The organism is Amycolatopsis sp. NBC_01480 (assembly GCF_036227205.1).
In the GTDB taxonomy this organism is placed as follows: Bacteria; Actinomycetota; Actinomycetes; order Mycobacteriales; family Pseudonocardiaceae; genus Amycolatopsis.
Map to the genome: position 1 here is coordinate 5,486,999 of NZ_CP109442.1, position 13,381 is coordinate 5,500,379.

Sequence of the window (13,381 nt, forward strand, 5' to 3'; positions counted from 1 at the left end):
CGCGCCGCCCAGCCCGCCTCACCCAGAGGAAGCGCCGCATGAGCGTCGAGCCCCGGCAAACCAGCCAGGCCACCTCCCACGAGGCCGAACGCCTTGCCAGGGCGTATCTGCTGCGCGTCGCCGAGCCGCCCGCGCCGGCGTTGGTCGCCTTCGTGGAGGCGCGCGGTCCCGTCGAGGCCGCGGAGCGCGTGCGCAGCGGCGACTGTCCGGCGAAGGTGCGCAAGGAAACTGCGGCCCGCAAAGACGTCGAACTCGCCGAGCAGGATCTCGCGGAAGCCGCCAAGATCGGTGCCCGCCTGGTGATCCCCGAGGACGACGAGTGGCCGGGCTGGCCGCTGCACTCGCTCACACTCGCCACCCACGAGGGCGTCGCCGACGTCGCCCCGCCGCTGGCGTTGTGGGTGCGGGGCTCAGCGTCGCTCGCCTTGGCGGCGGATCGCGCGGTCGCCGTTGTCGGAGCGCGGATGTGTTCCAACTACGGCGAGAACAACGCGGGAGAGCTCGGCTACGGGCTGGCGGCGCGCCAAGTGCCGCTGTTCTCCGGCGCCGCCATCGGCATCGACGCGGCCGCACATCGCGGAGCACTCGCGGGCGACGGAGTGACCGTCGCGGTCCTCGGGTGCGCCCTCGACATCGGCTACCTGGCCGGCCACGAAGGCCTGCTGAAGAAGATGGCCGACAACGGCGGCGCGGTCATCAGCGAGTACCCGCCCGGCACGCCACCCGCGCGGTACCGATTCCTCGTCCGCAACCGGCTGATCGCGGGCCTCACCGACGGCACCGTGGTCGTCGAAGCCGGCCGTCGCAGCGGCGCGCGCAACACCGCGACCACGGCGGGCGCGCTCGGCAAGGTCGTGATGGCCATACCCGGCCCGGTCCACTCACGCACGTCGGCCGGCTGCCACGACCTGATCCGCGACTGCAAGGCCACGCTCGTCGCGAACGTCGACGAAGTGCTGGACACCGTCGGCCGCTTCGGCCCGCCGCCGAAGGAGGGCAGCCAGCAGCACCGTCCGACGGACGGGTTCGGGAAGGAGGCGATGCGCGTTTACGAGGCGCTGGTGCCGCGCGCCGGTCGTTCGGCCGACGAGGTCGCCGCGGAGTCCGGGATCCCGGTCGCGCGGGTCAGAGCGGTGCTGCCCGAGCTGGAACTCGACGGGTTCGCCATGCGCGGGGCGACCGGGTGGCGCCGGATCATCCGGTCGGCGCCGCAAGGGAATCCGTCGTGAACGGCCCGGCCCGCGTGGCGATGCTTGACCAATGGCGGGAGTTCGCGCAGCGTGATCGCCATGCCGTCAGGGAGCGTCCGCCGCGACGCAGCCGCGCGCCCGCCCGGGCACCGGAAAGGCCCGCCGCGGGTGGATCTGCACGCGCTCCGGGACGGGTTGCCGCAAGCCGTGCGGGCAGTCGTCGCCGACTACGAGCGGCACCTCACGCTCGAGCGTGGCCTGTCTCCGCACACGGTGCGCGCGTACGTCGGCGATGTGGTGTCCCTGCTGGCGTTCCTGACCGAGGGGGAGGACGACGGCCCGGCGCGCGGGTTCGCCGATCTCGACATCGGTCTGCTGCGGGCGTGGCTCGCCGGGCAGCGCACCGGCGGATCGGGCCGGACGACGCTGGCGCGCAGGGCCGCGTCGGCGCGCACATTCACGGCTTGGGCCCACCGCCAAGGCGTGCTGAAGGCGGATCCGGGCGGGCGGCTCGCCGCGCCGCGGGCGCACCGGACGCTGCCGGGGGTGCTGCGGGAGGACCAGGCGGACGAACTGATGCGGGCGTCGGAGGCCGGCGCCGCCCAGCGCGATCCGGTCGCCCTGCGTGACCGTGCGATCGTCGAACTGCTCTACGCGACCGGCATCCGGGTGTCGGAGCTGTGCGGGCTGGACGTCGGCGCGGTCGATTTCTCCCGGCGCGTCGTCTCCGTGATCGGCAAGGGAGACAAGGAACGGATGGTCCCGTTCGGCGTCCCGGCGGCCGGGGCGCTCACCGCGTGGCTCGAGGCGGGCCGTCCGGAATTGGTCTCGGAACGGGCTGCGCACGCGCTCTTCCTGGGCGTTCGCGGCAACCGGCTTGATCCCCGGGCTGCGCGGCGGGTGGTGCACGAGGCGGTCGCCGCGGTGCCCGGCGCGTTGGACATGGGGCCGCACGGACTGCGGCATTCGGCCGCAACACATCTGCTGGAGGGAGGTGCCGATCTCAGGAGCGTTCAGGAACTGCTCGGTCACGCTACGCTTGCCACGACCCAGCTCTACACTCACGTGACAGTCGATCGGCTGAAGGCGATCCATGACCGAGCCCACCCACGGGCCTGACGAGGCCGGTGGCGACTCGGCCGGAAAAGCCGGGGCCGAACCGGCGGCGCACGCGCATCCGCACGAGCACGGAGACCATACTGACCCGCATGCCGAGAACGACCGTGCAATGAGTTCCACGCCTCCTGCCACGGAAGCCGGGGTGAGCACCCCCGGCGCCGAGGACGCCGTCACCGCCGACGGGCGTCCTGGTTATGACGTCGACGCGGGGATCCAGGCGCTGTGGCAGCAGTTCGCCGACCAGCCGGACCAGACTTCGCGCGACCGGCTGGTGCTGCACTACGCGCCGCTGGTCAAGTACGTCGCGGGCCGGGTCGGCACTGGCCTGCCGACGCACGTCGACGTGGGCGATCTCGTGCAGTCGGGCATTTTCGGCCTGGTCGACGCCATCGAGAAGTTCGAGCCGGCCCGCGGCCTGCGCTTCGAGACGTACGCGATGCAGCGCATCCGCGGCGCCATCCTCGACGACCTGCGCGCCCAGGACTGGGTGCCGCGCGCCGTGCGCAGCAAGGCCAAGGAGACCGAGCGCGCCCTGGAGCGCCTCGGCGCGCGCCTGCACCGAGCCCCCACGGACGCCGAACTGGCCACCGAACTCGGCGTCAGCCTCGACGACCTGCGCGACTTCTACGGTCAGCTGCAGCTCACCAGCGTCGTGGCCCTCGAAGACCTGGTCTCGGCTGGCAAGGACAGCGGCTCCCTGGTCGACACCCTCCCCGACGACGGCGCCGTCGACCCGGTCGCCGTCCTAGTCGACCAGGACAACCGCAGGCAGCTCGCGGAGGCCATCGCCCAGCTGACCGAGCGGGACAAGATCGTGGTCAGCCTCTACTACTTCGAAAGCCTCACCCTCGCCGAGATCGGCAAAGTCCTGGGCGTGACGGAATCCCGCGTCAGCCAGCTCCACACCCGCGCAGTGATGCGGCTGCGGGCCAAACTCGTCGAGCAGCCGGCCACCTAGCCCCGCCGCTTGCCGGCTGTCCGGCATCCGCGCCTGCGCGCTTGCCGAGCCGAGTCCCGCGGACGCTTGCCGCTGTGGCGCTCGGCTGAGCGCCGCGGACAGTCGCGATGCTGACCTGGATCCCGCGCTGTGGCGCTGGGCTGGGTCGAGTGGCCTGCGGTGCGGTGCGGTGCGGTGTTGGGCTGAGTTGGGTTGAGCGGGCTTGTCGCCGGTAAGCCACTCGCTGCTGGGCCTGCGGACGCTTGCCGGTGCGGCGCTGGACTTGGGCCGGTGGACCCCCGCCGGTGCGGCGGTGGGGTGAGGCCGCGGACAGTCGCGGTGTGGCGCTGGGTTGGGTCTGGCGGACGGCTGCCGAGGCGGCGGATGGCTGCGGACTCTGGGGTCAGGGCTCACCTCCCCACGGTTTGAGGCGTACTCGGCCGGGTGCGCCGGTCAGGGCGAGAGGGTCGACGTACTCGGTGCCGCGGCGGGCGCCCCAGTGCAGGCAAGCGGCGACGGAGCAGCCGGGATGGCCTGGTGTGGCGGTGCCCAGCGGTTGTCCGCGGTAGACCTGTTCGCCGGTGGTGACCGTCGGGGTGATGGGCTGGTAGGTGGTGCGGAGGCCACCGTCGTGGTCGAGGGACACCACCCCGTGGCCTGCGATCTGGCCCGCGAACACGACGACGCCGACGTCCGCGGCGAGGACCTCCTGCCCAGGCGCTGCTGCCAGATCGACCCCTCGATGCCCCGGTCCGTACGGTGACTCGGGCGCCTCGAAGTACCGCGTGACCTCCGGCCGCGGCGCCAACGGCCAGGCCAGCCGACCCGCCTGCGCGACAGGTACCGGCTCAGGCAGCTCTGCGACGTCATGGCGCGCGACGCCGGTTTGCGCGACGCCAGCAGGTGCGACGCCAGCAGGTGCGAGGCCGGTACGTGCGACGCCAGCGCGTGCGACGCCAGCGCGCGCGGCGGCTGTCTCGTCCTCGCGTGTTCCGGCCGTCTCGCCCTCGTTGGGGCCGACTGCCTCCCTCGGAGTCGGGCCGGTCGCTTCGCTCTCGTTCGGATTGGTCGGCTCGAGCTGTGTGCCCAGAAGGTGGGCGCTGACCTCTTGTGCGCCGGCGGCTCGGGCTGGTGTCGCGACCAGACCGGGCAGTGGGAGTACCACTGCCGTCGCGATCAGCAACGCCAGCTGTGTTCGGCGGATGAGTGGTCGGCTCGGCGGCCATGGCAGGAACTGGTGGGGGAGGCTGTCCTCTCGCCAATCCTGTGGTCTGGCCATCAGCCAGGGTGGTGCCCATTTCGGTGACAGGAGCAGGAGCTCGGCTTGCGGCTGACGAAATGGCCAGTGTGCGAGACCAGCTTGCAGGCAGCACCGGAACCAGGCGAGTGAGCGTCGCAGGAGCCAGATTGCCGGCCGGCTCACCAAGTCGCGTGGTGACCGGTGCCGGGACTGGGGACGAGGGCGCGTTGCAGGCTGCCTCGGGATCGGGCGTGGTCGGTCTGCGAGCCGGTGCGACGGGCCGTGACCGAGCGGCTGGCGACTGCCCAACTGGTGACTGGCTGGGCGGTCGCTGGGCGGGTGGTGACTGCCCGGGTGGTGGCTGCGCGGGTGCTGGCTGAGCCAGCTCAAGTAACTGCGTGCGCGCCGGCTCACCCGCCATCGAGCAGGACGCGAAGCTCGGTGGCGGCCGCGGCCACGATGGCCATCGCCGGGGCGATGGATGTCGGCGCGGCCACTGCCGGTGCAGCTGCCGCCGCTGGCGCTGGCGGTGCGGCCGCCGCCAGTGCAGCCACTGTCGGCGCCGTCGGCGCAGCCACTATCCGTGCCGTCAGTGTGGCCGCTGTCGGTGTCGCCGATGCAGTTGCCGCTGCCGGTGCAGCCCGAGCCGGTGCAGGGGCTGCAACCGCCGCAGCGGGTGTCGCAGGGGTGGCCGTCATGGGGGCACTCACCAGCGCGGAGACACGGGACAGCCGGGTCGGCCGGTGGGGAACAGGGGGTCCTCGTCACGGGTTCCATCGTCGGGGAAGGCAGTGTCGGCAGAGGGCCGCCGAGGGGAGTTGTGCACAGGCGGGGGCAGTTGTGGACAACTCGGGCGGGGCCGGGCGCTGCCGGTGGGGGCGGGCCTGGTGGCAGGGGGTAGAATCTTTCCCGCAGTCCATTCGAATGGGCTGACTTCGCGTGCACGTGCGCGCATCCCCGGCCGGTTCCGTCTTGTGCGGAGGCCCGGACGGAGGGTCGCACGGTGCCCGGCGGTCCCCGGGGGTTCCTGAGTGAACCCGCGGGGTCCGGGCTCCGGCACGGCACCAGGGCGAGCGGCCACCCGGCCGCGAGCGGCAAACCGATCAGCGCGTCGGCGGCCTAGAACACCGCGGGCGTGCGTGAGACAGAAAAGGTGTGATTCCGGCAATGGCCGTCGTCACCATGAAGCAGCTGCTTGACAGCGGCGTGCACTTCGGGCACCAGACCCGTCGGTGGAACCCGAAGATGAAGCGCTACATCTTCACCGAGCGCAATGGCATCTACATCATCGACCTGCAGCAGACGCTGACGTACATCGACCGTGCGTTCGAGTTCATCAAGGAAACCGTCGCGCACGGCGGCACGATCATGTTCGTCGGCACGAAGAAGCAGGCTCAGGAAGCCATCGCCAGCGAGGCCGCGCGCGTGGGCATGCCCTACGTGAACCAGCGCTGGCTCGGCGGCATGCTGACCAACTTCCAGACCGTGCACAAGCGTCTTCTCCGCCTCAAGGAGCTCGAGTCGCAGGAGCAGACCGGCGGCTTCGTCGGGCTGACCAAGCGCGAGATCCTGACGCTGACCCGCGAGAAGGACAAGCTCGAGAAGACCCTCGGCGGTATCCGCGACATGGCCAAGGTGCCCTCGATCGTGTGGATCGTCGACACGAAGAAGGAGCACATCGCCGTCGGCGAGGCTCGCAAGCTGAACATCCCGGTCGTCGCGATCCTGGACACCAACTGCGACCCGGACGAGGTCGACTACCCGATCCCGGGCAACGACGACGCGATCCGCTCCGCCGCGCTGCTGACCAAGGTCGTGGCCGAGGCCGCCGCCGCCGGTCTGATGGCCCGCTCCAGCCGTAACGGTGCGTCCGCCGACACGAAGCCGGAGCCGGGCGTCGCCACCGACGAGCCGCTGGCCGAGTGGGAGAAGGAGCTGCTCGCCGGCTCGGAGACCGCGTCCGCCGACGCCACCGAGGCCGCTGCGGCGACCGAGGCGGCCACGGCGACCGAGGCCCCCGCCGCCGAGGCCGCTGCCACCGAGCAGCCGGCCGCCGAGGCCCCCGCCGCCGAGCAGGCGACCGCCTCTTCCTGATGCAGCAAGGTGCCCGTGCGGCCGGTCCTCTCGGCCGGCCGCACGGGCGCTGATCACCTCACACGTACCTGAAACGGACGGATTCAACACGATGGCGAACTACACCGCCGCTGACGTGAAGCGCCTGCGCGAGATGACCGGCGCCGGAATGATGGACTGCAAGAAGGCTCTCGAGGAGAACGACGGCGACTTCGAGAAGGCCGTCGAGTTCCTGCGCATCAAGGGCGCCAAGGACGTCGGCAAGCGCGCCGAGCGCGCGACGGCCGAGGGCCTGGTCGCCGGCGACGGTGGCGTGCTGATCGAGCTGGACTCCGAGACCGACTTCGTCGCGAAGAACGCCGACTTCCAGGAGCTGGCCGCGAAGATCGTCGAGGTCGCGAAGGGCCTGAAGACCAGCGACGTCGAGGCGCTCAAGGCCGCCGAGCTGGACGGCAAGACCGTCATCGAGGTCGTGCAGGAGCTTTCGGCCCGCATCGGCGAGAAGCTCGAACTCCGCCGCGTGGTCGCCTTCGAGGGCCAGACCACCTCGTACCTGCACCGCCGTGGCTCGGACCTGCCGCCCGCCGTCGGCGTGCTGGTCGAGTTCACCGGTGACGACGCCGACGCCGCCCGCGGTGCCGCCATGCAGGTCGCCGCGCTGCGCGCGAAGTACCTGACCCGCGAGGAGGTGCCGGCCGAGACGATCGAGAACGAGCGCCGCATCGCCGAGCAGACCGCCCGCGAAGAGGGCAAGCCCGAGCAGGCCCTGACCAAGATCGTCGAGGGCAAGGTCAACGCCTACTACAAGGACAACGTCCTGCTCGAGCAGCCTTCGGTCAAGGACAACAAGAAGACCGTCAAGGCCCTGCTCGACGCGGCCGGCGTGACCGTGACCCGGTTCGCCCGGTTCGAGGTCGGCCAGGCCTGAGCCAGGCACTGGGACTAGGTTCTGCCACTGTGCCCCGTCTCCGCGGTTCGGGGACGGGGCACAGTCGGGTCCACGAGGGCACGCCGCCCGCGCACTCCCTCCCGGGAAGGCGGCCATCGAACACAGGAGGCGACATACATGGGTGACCGCGTCGAGGGTGGCTACCGGCGGGTGCTGCTGAAACTGGGCGGCGAGATGTTCGGCGGCGGCTCGATCGGGGTCGACCCCGATGTCGTGCACTCGGTCGCCCAGCAGATCGCGGCGGTCGCGCGCACCGGCGTCCAGATCGCGGTGGTGATCGGCGGCGGCAACTATTTCCGCGGCGCGGAGCTGTCCCAGCGGGGGATGGACCGTGACCGCGCCGACTACATGGCCATGCTGGGCACCGTGATGAACTGCCTGGCGCTGCAGGACTTCCTGGAGAAGGAAGGGCTGCCCACGCGGGTGCAGACCGCCATCACGATGGGCCAGGTCGCCGAGCCGTACATCCCGCGCCGCGCCGAGCGGCACCTGGAGAAGGGCCGCGTGGTCATCTTCGGCGCCGGCGTCGGCATGCCGTACTTCTCCACCGACACGGCCGCCGCGCAGCGGGCGCTGGAGCTGGGCTGCGAGGTCGTGCTGATGGCCAAGGCCGTCGACGGCGTCTACACCGCCGACCCGAAGAGCGACCCGGACGCGAAGATGTTCCGCGAGATCACCCACCGCGAGGTGCTGGAGCGCGACCTCAAGGTCGCCGACGCGACGGCGTTCAGCCTCTGCATGGACAACAACATGCCCATCATCGTGTTCAATCTGCTCACCGAGGGGAACATCGCCCGCGCGGTGAGTGGTGAGAGGATCGGGACGCTGGTCAGCACCCCCGCTGACGGGGCGTCGGCGTAGACCTGCTGGGATCGCCCACAGGCTCCAACAATCACAACACCGGGAGTAGCCGTGATCGACGAGACCCTCCTCGACGCCGAGGAGAAGATGGAAAAAGCGGTGTCCGTCGCGAAGGACGACCTGGCGTCGGTGCGGACCGGCCGGGCGAACCCGTCGATGTTCTCCGGGATCGTGGTCGAGTACTACGGCGCGATGACCCCGCTGAACCAGCTGGCCGGCGTCAACGTGCCCGAGGCGCGCATGGTGCTCATCAAGCCGTACGACCAGACCCAGCTGGGCGCCATCGAGAAGGCCATCCGCGAGTCGGACCTCGGGGTGAACCCGAGCAACGACGGCAACGTGATCCGCATCGTCATCCCGCAGCTCACCGAGGAGCGGCGCAAGGAGATGGTGAAGGTCGCCAAGGGCAAGGGCGAGGACGCCCGCGTGTCGATCCGCGGAGTCCGGCGCAAGGCCAAGGAAGAGCTGGACCGGATCGCCAAGGACGGCGAAGCGGGTGAGGACGAGGTCGCGCGCGCCGAGAAGGAGCTGCAGAACCTCACCGACACCTATGCCCACCAGGTCGACGAGCTGGTGAAACACAAGGAAGCCGAGCTGCTCGAGGTCTGATGAGCCAGGTGAGCGAGGAACGAGAAGAACGGGTGGAGCCCACCCCGCCGGAGCCGGTCGAACCGCCTGCTCCGGCCGAGCGGACGCAGCCGGAGCAGAAGGCCTCCAAGGCCGGCCGGAACCTGCCCGCGGCCATCGGCGTCGGCCTGGTGCTCGGCGCGGCGATCATCGTTTCCCTGCTCACCGTCCGGTTCCTGTTCATCGGGATCATCGCGATCGCGATCGGCGTCGGCACGTTCGAGTTCGCCGGGGTGCTGCGCCGCGTGGCGAACATCCGGGTCGCGATGATCCCGGTGATCGTGGGCGGCCAGGCGATGATCTGGCTGGCGTGGCCGTTCGGCCGCGAAGGCGCGCTCACCGCGTTTGTGCTGACGGTGCTGGCCTGCCTGATCTGGCGGCTGCCCGGCGGCGCCGACGGCTACCTGCGGGACATCGCGGCTTCGGTGTTCGCGAGCGCGTACCTGCCGTTGTTCGGCGCGTTCGCCGCGATGCTGGTGCCGCCGCCCGACGGCGTCGGCCGCGTGCTGACGTTCCTGATCGCCGTGGTCGCCTCCGACACCGGCGGCTACATCGCCGGCGTGCTGGGCGGCAAGCACCCGATGGCGCCGACGATCAGCCCGAAGAAGTCCTGGGAGGGCTTCGCCGGGTCGATGGTCGCCGGCATCGTCGCGGGCGTGCTGACGATCAGCCTGATGCTGCACGGCCAGGCCTGGCAGGGCGTGATCTTCGGCGTGGCCATCGTGCTCACCGCCACGCTCGGCGACCTGGTCGAATCGCTGATCAAGCGCGACCTCAAGATCAAGGACATGGGCACGCTGCTGCCCGGCCACGGCGGCATCATGGACCGGCTGGACTCGCTGCTGCCCTCGGCCGTCGTCTCCTGGCTGCTGCTCTCGGCGTTCGTGCCGTCCTGACCGACAGGCTCGACGCGACCCTCGCGATCGCTTGTGCCGCAACAGGTTCGCTGCGGCGGGGTCAGTCGTCGTACGGGTCGTCGACCTCGGCGCGGCCGACGTCGTCGAGGGTGCGCGAGTGGTCGATCACGGCGAACACCGCGCCGTCCGGGTCGGCGAGGATCGCCACGCGGCCGAACGGGGTGTCGTACGGCTGGACGACCACGGTGCCGCCGAGCATCAGCGCCTGGCCCGCCGCCGCGTCCACGCCCCGCGTCGGGTCGACCTCGAAGTAGACCATCCAGTGCGGGGGAGTGTCGCGCGTGTACTCTGCCCCCATCACGTACCGGTACAGCACGGGTGTGTGGTCGATCAGGTACTCGGCATAGTCGACGCTCTCGCCGTCGCCGATCTGGTGGCACGAGTAAGTGAAAAGCTTGGTGTAGAAGTGATCCGCGGCCACGCCGTCGTGGGTGTTGAGGTCCGCGCCGCTGAACGTGTTGGGCTGGTCGGTGGCGAATTCCCAGTCTTCGGGCGCTTCCCAGAACACCACGGGCGCGCCGCACGCGTCGATGGCGTGCAGGATGTTGCCGCGACCGGGGATCGCCATCGGCCCGAGCGTCACCGTGCCGCCGAGATGCTCCACCCATTCGGCCGCACTGGCCGTGTGCGGCACCGAAATGTGCAGCGTCCATCCGGGCGCGCTGCGGCTTCCGCGTTGGTACAGGCCACTGGCCAGCGTTCCGCCCATCGAGGCGATCCAGTAGCGCCCGGTCGGCGCGGCGGGGTCGCGGCGCACCCCGTACTGCCAGCCGAACAGGCCGGTGTAGAACTGCTTGGTCACCGCCTCGTCGAGGCAGGAGACCTCGACCCAGCAAGGAAGTCCGGCCGGTACCGGCGACGGACGGGCCGAGTCGAGCGACATACTGCCTCCTGTGCTCTGCGGGACACCCGCACCCGGTCGGCGACGCGAGCGGCTGGCGCGATTGTGTGCTCGCGCCGCCTCCTCGTGGACGAGGAAGAAGTCTATGCGCTGTTCGTGATTTTTTCGCTGTGAGCAGTGAATCGTGAACATCACGGAACTGATGCCGCCCGGGTGGCGTTGAATAACTTCGTGCGATGGTTCCCCGGTTCCCGCTCGGCGGAGGTACTGCCGAGCCCCAACATCTGGTATTACCAGCAGGCTTACGAGGTCGAGAACCGCGCGCAGGACGTCGAAGGCGAGATCTGGCGGGTGCTGCGCGAGGAGTGCGACTGGGCCGGTCGCGACGTGCTCGACCTCGGCTGCGGGGATGGGTTCCACCTGCCCTATTTCGCCCGCGACGCCCGCTCGGTGCTCGGCGTGGAACCGCACGCCCCGCTCGCGCGCGACGCGGCGAAGCGGGTGGCGGAACTGCCGGGCACCGAGGTCCGCCAGGGCCGCGCGCAGCGGCTGCCGGCGGAGGACGCGAGCGTCGATGTGGTGCACGCGCGCACCGCGTACTTCTTCGGCCCGGGCTGTGAGCCGGGGCTGCGAGAGGCGGAACGGGTGCTGCGGCCGGGCGGGTCGATCCTGATCGTGGACCTCGACGTGGCCAGCGAGCCGTACGGCGGGTGGATGCGCGCGGACCTGCCGCACTACGACCCGGCCGCGGTGGAGCGGTTCTTCGAGGCCCAGGGCTTCGGCCGCCGCCGGGTGGCGGCGCGCTGGCGGTTCGCCGACGCGGCCGCGATGGAATCAGTGCTGAAGATCGAGTTCAGCGCGAAAACGGCGGAACGGGCCATCGCCGAGGTCCGCCGGCTGAACACCGGCGGCGGCGAGATGACGCTGCCGGTGGGCTATCGCGTGCACGCACGGGTCAAGCCCACCGGCCTCGTCGTGCCGGGTCACTCCGCGGGTCCGGAGCCGTCGTCGGTGTCGTCGTCTTCGACCTCACCGAGGATCGTGTAGATCGAGCGGCGTGCCTCGTTGAGCACGTCCACCACGCGGGCCTGCTGGCTCGCGCTGCCCGCCCGCATCACCTGCACGACCGCGGCCGCCAGCGTGGCGCCCGCCTTGCGCAGGTCGACCTCGACCGGGTCGACGTCTTCGGCGAAGTGCTCCCACGGGGGAGTGCCGGTCTGCTGCTCGGCGGCGGCGCGGCCGGATTCGGTGAGCTCGAACAGCTTCTTGCCGTTCTCGTCCTTGCTCACGACCAGGTCCTCGTCGGCCAGCATCTGCAGCGTCGGGTAGATCGAGCCGGGGCTGGGCTTCCAGAAGCCGCCGCTGCGCTCGCCGATCTCGCGGATGATCTCGTACCCGTGCCGCGGCTGTTCCGCGAGCAGAGTGAGGATCGCCGCGCGGACGTCGCCGCGCCGGCCTCGACGCGGGCCGTGGCCCCGTCGTCCGCCCGGACCGCCGTGGCCACGGCGTCCGCCGCGCCCGCCCATGGCGAAGTCACCGAAGTCGCCGCGGCCCCAGGGACCGAAGGCCGGACGGCCGCGGTCACCGTGTTCGTCGTGCTGCCTACCTGCGTAGGGATGTTGTCGTCTCATGATGAGTGTTCCTTTCTCGAACGGTTGCGACACGTTCACGATATATCGTTAACTGTCGTTCGGCAACCCTCCCGACGTGACCCTGCTCACCCCGCACGCGAAAACGCCCGCCACCCGGGAGCCGGGTGACGGGCGTCGCGCGGGACCGTCCACAAAGGATTCAGGCGTACATGCGCACCCAGTCCACGTGCACGGTGACCCGGTCGGGCGTGGACGCGTCCGGCGCCGGGATCCAGCCGGGCGCGCCGAACGGGCCGGGCTCCTGCTGCATGACCAGGTGCATCGGCGTCTGCGGGACGCCGGGCTTCTTGGCGCTGAAGCGCGTGTCGTACACGGTCTGGCCGTCGATCGAGTACTTGACGTAGGTGGGCTGCCAGTCGACCGCGTACACGTGCCATTGGGTGTAGTCGCCGGTGAGCTTGCCGCTGTCGCGCTGGCCGCCGGGCGGATTGCCCCAGTGGACTGAGGAGAGCGCGGTGTTCTTCTTCGGCCGGGCGCTCTCGACGAGGTCCAGCTCGCCGTCCTGCGGCCAGCGGTTCGACTGCGGCCACAGCAGCATCGCCACGCCGTAACCCGTGCCGGGGTCGAACTTCGCCCGGACCATCCACAGCCCGTACGTCCGGTCGCCGTCGCCGCGGCACCAGCACAGCGCGCCCGAGGTGTTGGCCTTGCCTGTGGGGTCCTTACCGTGCCCGTTGATCCGCAGCTCGCCGTCGCCGACGCTGATCTCGCCGGGCTTCCACTGGGAGATCCCGTTCGACGACTTCGAGTCGTACGCCGACCACTTCGTCGTGTCCAGCGCGTTGCCGTTGAACTCCTCCGAAGCGAGCAGCTGCCGTCCGTGCGCCGTGCCGTCCACCTCCGTTTCCAGGCCCTGCGCCGAGACGACGCCGATCTGGACCCCGAGCAGCAGGCAGACCGAGGCCGCCAGCACGGTTGTCGTGCGTGTTTTGCTCTTCGTCATGAGCACCCGTCCGTTCTCGTCGCGAAACCGGT

At 70.6% G+C, this 13,381-nt stretch carries 13 protein-coding genes; 9 read left to right on the forward strand and 4 right to left on the reverse strand.

The features are described 5' to 3' along the window. The first annotated feature begins 38 nt into the window (after positions 1-38). The 3 genes from dprA to OG371_RS26260 all read left to right on the forward strand — a co-directional run bounded on the left by dprA (position 39) and on the right by OG371_RS26260 (position 3,267). On the forward strand, positions 39-1,229 hold the full coding sequence (dprA, locus tag OG371_RS26250; protein ID WP_329057824.1) for a DNA-processing protein DprA: 1,191 nt from the start codon (positions 39-41) through the stop codon (positions 1,227-1,229). A gap of 60 nt (positions 1,230-1,289) precedes the next feature. Next, positions 1,290-2,309 carry a tyrosine recombinase XerC gene (locus OG371_RS26255; RefSeq protein WP_442876181.1) on the forward strand — a complete coding sequence of 340 codons (1,020 nt, stop codon included), beginning with the start codon at positions 1,290-1,292 and terminating at the stop codon, positions 2,307-2,309. 109 nt (positions 2,310-2,418) lie between these two features. Further along, positions 2,419-3,267, forward strand: coding sequence for a FliA/WhiG family RNA polymerase sigma factor (locus OG371_RS26260; protein ID WP_329057825.1), 849 nt, complete (start codon positions 2,419-2,421; stop codon positions 3,265-3,267). Positions 3,268-3,649: 382 nt separating this feature from the next. On the opposite strand, the gene OG371_RS26265 is transcribed toward OG371_RS26260, so the two are convergent. Then, positions 3,650-4,336: a murein hydrolase activator EnvC family protein gene (locus OG371_RS26265; RefSeq protein WP_442876182.1), complete on the reverse strand. Its 687-nt coding sequence runs from the start codon at positions 4,334-4,336 to the stop codon at positions 3,650-3,652. A gap of 1,317 nt (positions 4,337-5,653) precedes the next feature. On the opposite strand from OG371_RS26265, the gene rpsB reads away from it, so the two are divergent. The 5 genes from rpsB (at position 5,654) to OG371_RS26290 (ending at position 9,892) form a co-directional block, all read left to right on the forward strand. Further along, positions 5,654-6,580, forward strand: a complete 927-nt coding sequence (gene rpsB, locus OG371_RS26270) for a 30S ribosomal protein S2 (protein ID WP_329057826.1) — start codon at positions 5,654-5,656, stop codon at positions 6,578-6,580. Positions 6,581-6,671: 91 nt separating this feature from the next. After that, on the forward strand, positions 6,672-7,487 hold the full coding sequence (tsf, locus tag OG371_RS26275) for a translation elongation factor Ts (protein WP_329057827.1): 816 nt from the start codon (positions 6,672-6,674) through the stop codon (positions 7,485-7,487). A 138-nt stretch (positions 7,488-7,625) separates the two neighbouring features. Next, entirely contained in the window at positions 7,626-8,369 is a 744-nt protein-coding gene (pyrH, locus tag OG371_RS26280) for a UMP kinase (protein ID WP_328607449.1), read from the forward strand. Between the two features lie 51 nt (positions 8,370-8,420). Then, a complete protein-coding gene (gene frr, locus OG371_RS26285; RefSeq protein WP_329057828.1) occupies positions 8,421-8,978 on the forward strand; it encodes a ribosome recycling factor in 558 nt (185 codons plus the stop codon). Next, positions 8,978-9,892, forward strand: a complete 915-nt coding sequence (locus OG371_RS26290) for a phosphatidate cytidylyltransferase (protein ID WP_329057830.1) — start codon at positions 8,978-8,980, stop codon at positions 9,890-9,892. The genes frr and OG371_RS26290 overlap by 1 nt, the downstream gene beginning before the upstream one ends. A gap of 61 nt (positions 9,893-9,953) precedes the next feature. On the opposite strand, the gene OG371_RS26295 is transcribed toward OG371_RS26290, so the two are convergent. Further along, the gene (locus OG371_RS26295; protein WP_329057832.1) at positions 9,954-10,796 is read right to left on the reverse strand and encodes a VOC family protein; all 843 of its coding nucleotides are present in this window, start codon (positions 10,794-10,796) and stop codon (positions 9,954-9,956) included. A gap of 189 nt (positions 10,797-10,985) precedes the next feature. Between OG371_RS26295 and OG371_RS26300 the strand changes: the two genes are divergently transcribed. After that, positions 10,986-11,801, forward strand: coding sequence for a class I SAM-dependent methyltransferase (locus tag OG371_RS26300; protein ID WP_329057833.1), 816 nt, complete (start codon positions 10,986-10,988; stop codon positions 11,799-11,801). Here OG371_RS26300 and OG371_RS26305 read toward each other — a convergent pair. Further along, a complete protein-coding gene (locus tag OG371_RS26305; RefSeq protein WP_329057834.1) occupies positions 11,738-12,385 on the reverse strand; it encodes a PadR family transcriptional regulator in 648 nt (215 codons plus the stop codon). The genes OG371_RS26300 and OG371_RS26305 overlap by 64 nt on opposite strands. A gap of 160 nt (positions 12,386-12,545) precedes the next feature. Further along, entirely contained in the window at positions 12,546-13,349 is an 804-nt protein-coding gene (locus OG371_RS26310; RefSeq protein ID WP_329057835.1) for a glycoside hydrolase family 16 protein, read from the reverse strand. Between the last annotated feature and the right edge of the window lie 32 nt (positions 13,350-13,381).

What these genes read in the sequence shown, in the direction of transcription:
- dprA (WP_329057824.1), top strand. Translation starts at nt 39, where the DNA reads ATGAGCGTCGAGCCCCGGCAAACCAGCCAGGCCACCTCCCACGAGGCC.
- OG371_RS26255 (WP_442876181.1), top strand. Translation starts at nt 1,290, where the DNA reads ATGCCGTCAGGGAGCGTCCGCCGCGACGCAGCCGCGCGCCCGCCCGGG.
- OG371_RS26260 (WP_329057825.1), top strand. Translation starts at nt 2,419, where the DNA reads ATGAGTTCCACGCCTCCTGCCACGGAAGCCGGGGTGAGCACCCCCGGC.
- rpsB (WP_329057826.1), top strand. Translation starts at nt 5,654, where the DNA reads ATGGCCGTCGTCACCATGAAGCAGCTGCTTGACAGCGGCGTGCACTTC.
- tsf (WP_329057827.1), top strand. Translation starts at nt 6,672, where the DNA reads ATGGCGAACTACACCGCCGCTGACGTGAAGCGCCTGCGCGAGATGACC.
- pyrH (WP_328607449.1), top strand. Translation starts at nt 7,626, where the DNA reads ATGGGTGACCGCGTCGAGGGTGGCTACCGGCGGGTGCTGCTGAAACTG.
- OG371_RS26290 (WP_329057830.1), top strand. Translation starts at nt 8,978, where the DNA reads ATGAGCCAGGTGAGCGAGGAACGAGAAGAACGGGTGGAGCCCACCCCG.
- OG371_RS26295 (WP_329057832.1), bottom strand. Translation starts at nt 10,796, where the DNA reads ATGTCGCTCGACTCGGCCCGTCCGTCGCCGGTACCGGCCGGACTTCCT.
- OG371_RS26305 (WP_329057834.1), bottom strand. Translation starts at nt 12,385, where the DNA reads ATGAGACGACAACATCCCTACGCAGGTAGGCAGCACGACGAACACGGT.
- OG371_RS26310 (WP_329057835.1), bottom strand. Translation starts at nt 13,349, where the DNA reads ATGACGAAGAGCAAAACACGCACGACAACCGTGCTGGCGGCCTCGGTC.